A 4175-nucleotide genomic window follows, 5' to 3' on the forward strand; every position below is an offset into this window, starting at 1 on the left:
TGCTGGGACAACGCCGTGATCGAGAGGATCTTCAAGACGCTCAAGTACGAGTGGGTACCTGAAGGAGGCTACGCATCTATCGCCGAGGCCGAGAAGGAGCTGACCGACTTTCTGATCTACTACAACCTAGAACGGCAACACTCGCGACTAAACGACATCCCGCCAGTGCTCTTCGAGCAACTGGCGGCTCAGGCTCCTACACCGGTGTCCAGAAAAGCTTGACCACTGCAATGTATCGGCGATCCCTGCGAAGCCCGGCGACCATGCGCGCCGATGAATCGGCTCCCACAAGGGAGCCGATTTTTTTTAGCCGCGGCCTAACAACGTACGCAAGTCGATGATCGCCGCGTTGGCGCGCGAGATGTAGTTCGCCATCACCAGCGAGTGGTTCGCGAAGAAGCCGAACGGCGAGCCGTTGAGGACCACCGGGCTACCCAGCGCCTTCTGCGATTCTTCCAGTTCGCGAATGACTTGCTGCAGGCTCGCATCCGCGTTCTTGCTGCGAAGGATCGGCGCGAAGTCGTGGCGAATCGCCTTCAGCTGCTCCAGCAAGGCCCACGTATATCCGCGCGCTTCATAGAAGTTGTCGTCGATCTTGTTCCAGGGCGTCTTCACGTATACCGCCTTGGATGGCCCCACCTTGCCGGAGACATCGGCGTTGGGCGCCGCATCCACCTTGAGCTGGCCGACGCTCGCCGAAAGCCGCTGCGACAGCGAGCCCAGACGGGCCGACACGGTCTGCAGGTAATCGGCAAGGTTGTCGGCACGTGCGTAGAAGTGCGCGTTGGCGTCCTCGGCGTCGCTGAGACGGACGAGGTATTTCTCCAGGTCGTCCGTCGCCTTGCCGTATTGCGATTCGGAACTCGGCAGCAGCCAGCGATCGTTGGGGCTGTTGAGTAACGGGTCGGCCTCACCGAGATCCTTGTCTTCGGTGGACTGCGTTTGCGAGCGACTGAAGCTATTGCGAAGCGCTTGCGCGAGATCGCGCGAGGCCATCAGCGAGCCGAATTCCCAGTTGGGAATGTTGTCCATGAACACGCCAGGCGGCAGCTTGTCGTTGCTCAGGTAACCGCCACGCTTATCCATCAGCGTATTCACCGATTCGATCAGCGTGTACGTGGTCACCGCACCGGTAGCCATCGGCCGGCCGATCTCCTTCATGTGCGCCGTGGTCACCGTGACCGGATCGAATTGCTCGGGCTCCTTGTCCCACCACCACATGGTGATGAGCACCCACAGGATGAGAAGCGCGATCACGACCGCCACGGTGAGGCTGATCGGGTTGCGCCGACGACGGGTCGGCGACGGTGACGGGGCGGCGTTCGCGTTCATGCCTGTCCTTTATGTGGGGGAACGTGAGGGCTTAGCTTACCCCGCCGGTGCCGGGCGGACCTTTACGAATATTCTCGGTAGGTCCGGTAACACGGGGTGAAGGGTGCCGCGCCCCTTGTAGGAGCCGATTCATCGGCGATCCCGCGGCAGCGGGCCAGGCTGCCGCAAGCACCCATCGCCGCTGAAGCGGCTCCCACATGAAAGATCGCCGATGAATCGGCTCCTACCGAGCGGGCCGACGCAAGTCGACGCGGGACGACGTGGGACCTCAGGCCTTTTGGTAGACCTCGCTGCCCTGGGCGCGGAATTCGAGGGATTTCTCTTCCATACCGGCGGAGGCTTCCATGCCGGCGGCGTAGTCGCGGACGTCCTGGGTGATTTTCATCGARCAGAAYTTCGGRCCGCACATGGAGCAGAAATGCGCCRMCTTGTGCGCGTCCTTGGGCATGGTCTCGTCGTGGAATTCGCGTGCCTTGTCGGGATCGAGACCGAGGTTGAACTGGTCGTCCCAGCGGAATTCGAAGCGCGCCTTCGACAGCGCGTTGTCGCGCACCTGTGCACCGGGATGGCCYTTGGCSAGRTCSGCGGCATGCGCGGCGATCTTGTACGCGATGATGCCGTCGCGGACATCCTGCCGGTTCGGCAGGCCAAGGTGTTCCTTGGGCGTGACATAACAGAGCATGGCCGTGCCGAACCAGCCGATCATCGCCGCGCCGATCGCGCTGGTGATGTGGTCGTAGCCCGGCGCGATATCCGTGGTCAGAGGGCCCAGCGTGTAGAACGGCGCCTCGTCGCATACCGCCAGCTGACGATCCATGTTTTCCTTGATCAGGTGCATCGGCACGTGCCCGGGACCTTCGATCATGGTCTGCACGTCATGCTTCCAGGCCAGTTTGGTCAGTTCGCCCAATGTGTCGAGTTCACCGAACTGCGCGGCGTCGTTGGCGTCGGCGATGCAGCCCGGACGCAGGCCATCGCCGAGGCTGAAGGACACGTCATAGGCCTTCATGATCTCGCAGATGTCTTCGAAGTGCGTGTAGAGGAAGTTCTCGCGGTGGTGCGCCAGGCACCACTTGGCCATGATCGAGCCGCCGCGCGAGACGATACCGGTGACGCGCTTGGCGGTGAGCGGCACGTAGCGCAGCAACACGCCGGCGTGGATGGTGAAGTAGTCGACGCCCTGCTCTGCCTGCTCGATCAGCGTATCGCGGAAAATCTCCCAGGTGAGGTCTTCGGCGACGCCCCCTACTTTCTCCAGCGCCTGGTAGATCGGCACCGTGCCGATGGGCACCGGCGCATTGCGGATGATCCACTCGCGTGTTTCGTGGATGTGCTTGCCGGTGGAGAGATCCATCACCGTGTCGCCGCCCCAGCGGATCGCCCAGACCAGTTTCTCCACCTCTTCGGCGATGCCCGAACTCACCGCGCTGTTGCCGATGTTGGCGTTGACCTTGGTCAGGAAGTTGCGGCCGATGATCATCGGCTCGACTTCCGGGTGGTTGATGTTGGCGGGGATGATCGCGCGGCCACGTGCCACTTCATCGCGCACGAATTCGGGCGTGATCCGGCTCGGCAGCGAGGCACCAAAGGATTCGCCCGGATGCTGAACGCGAAGCGCGCTGTCGACGAGGGCCTCCAGACGCTGGTTCTCGCGGATGGCGATGTATTCCATCTCCGGCGTCACGATGCCGCGGCGTGCGTAGTGCATCTGCGTGACATTGGCGCCGGCTTTGGCGCGCAGGGGCATGCGCTGGGTACCGAAGCGGATGGGGTCCAGGCGCGCATCGTCGGCACGCGCCCGCCCGAAGGCGGAAGACAGGCCATCCAGACGCTCGACATCACCCCGTTCGGCGATCCATCGCGCACGCAGTGCCGGGAGACCGCTGGCCAGATCGACGGCGTGCTCGGGATCGGTGTAGGGACCGGAGGTGTCGTAGGCCACGATCGGGGGATTTTCTTCGCCGCCGAACAGGGTCGGCGTGGGGGCCTGGACGATCTCTCGCAGCGGCACGCGCAGATCGGGGCGGCTGCCGGTCACGTGGATCTTGCGCGAGCCGGCGATCGGCGTGGTAACGGCTTCGGACAGCTCGCGCGCGGCGCGGGCAAGATCGGAGGGCATGGCGTTCATTGGCTTCTCGTTCCTTGCGGATAAGGGGAGAAGCGGACGGCGCCGCCACGGAAGCACACGTGCGCGGACGCACGTTACCCGTGGACGAAGCTTCCTACGCCGGTACGGACCGGATCAGGTTCGAAGGGACTCTCTCAGCCCGCGCAATCGCTTGGGCACCCCCGCTTCGAGGGGGATTCAACCACGAAGCGGGTGTCGGACGCGAGCGCTCAGCAGTCCGGGCGCGGCTCGTAAGCGCGGATGAACATCTCGACAGCGGCCAGGGCATTGGCCTTGACCTCTTCGCCGAACTGCACGGCGCAGTCTTCGCAACCGAACAGGCGACGCAGCAGCAGGTCGCCCTTGAGCAGGGCCAGGAACTGCGTGGTGGCGCGCGAGGTGTCGGCTATCTCGAGCTGACCGCGCTCCGTGGCGCCGTCGAGCAGGCGCTGCATCAGCTTGTGCATGCGCWCCGGGCCTTCTTCCCATACCAGCCGGCCGAAACGCGGGTTACCGCCGGCCTGGCAGTCGGAAAGGATGGCGCGGAAGGTGCCGACCGATTCGACGTTCGTTTCCATCGCCGCGTGGCGGCTGGCGATGTTATTCAGGGTTACGCGGATGTCCGCGCCCGGGCTGAAGTCGAAGAGATCGTCCGGGAGGCGTTCCTGAACGTGGGCGCGGATGACCTCGCGGAAGAGGTTGTCCTTGTCGCCGAAATGGCTGTAGACGGTGAGCT

Annotated in this window: 4 protein-coding genes and 1 riboswitch; of the genes, 1 reads left to right on the plus strand and 3 read right to left on the minus strand. The window is 63.8% G+C overall.

The features are described 5' to 3' along the window. Positions 1-222, plus strand: a 222-nt coding sequence (locus AC1DT2_RS16870) for an integrase core domain-containing protein (RefSeq protein WP_477297611.1), incomplete at its 5' end; no start/stop codon positions are given. An 84-nt stretch (positions 223-306) separates the two neighbouring features. Here the strand turns inward: AC1DT2_RS16870 and AC1DT2_RS16875 are convergent. The 3 genes from AC1DT2_RS16875 to AC1DT2_RS16885 all read right to left on the minus strand — a co-directional run. Next, positions 307-1332: a DUF2333 family protein gene (locus AC1DT2_RS16875; RefSeq protein WP_477297613.1), complete on the minus strand. Its 1026-nt coding sequence runs from the start codon at positions 1330-1332 to the stop codon at positions 307-309. 268 nt (positions 1333-1600) lie between these two features. Next, the gene (thiC, locus tag AC1DT2_RS16880) at positions 1601-3460 is read right to left on the minus strand and encodes a phosphomethylpyrimidine synthase ThiC (RefSeq protein ID WP_477297614.1); all 1860 of its coding nucleotides are present in this window, start codon (positions 3458-3460) and stop codon (positions 1601-1603) included. Positions 3461-3534: 74 nt separating this feature from the next. Then, positions 3535-3633, minus strand: a riboswitch (TPP riboswitch). A gap of 36 nt (positions 3634-3669) precedes the next feature. After that, the coding region (locus AC1DT2_RS16885) for a TetR/AcrR family transcriptional regulator C-terminal domain-containing protein (protein WP_477297615.1) at positions 3670-4175 on the minus strand (506 nt) is incomplete at its 5' end.

This window comes from Luteibacter sp. P4_E6, assembly GCF_056401535.1.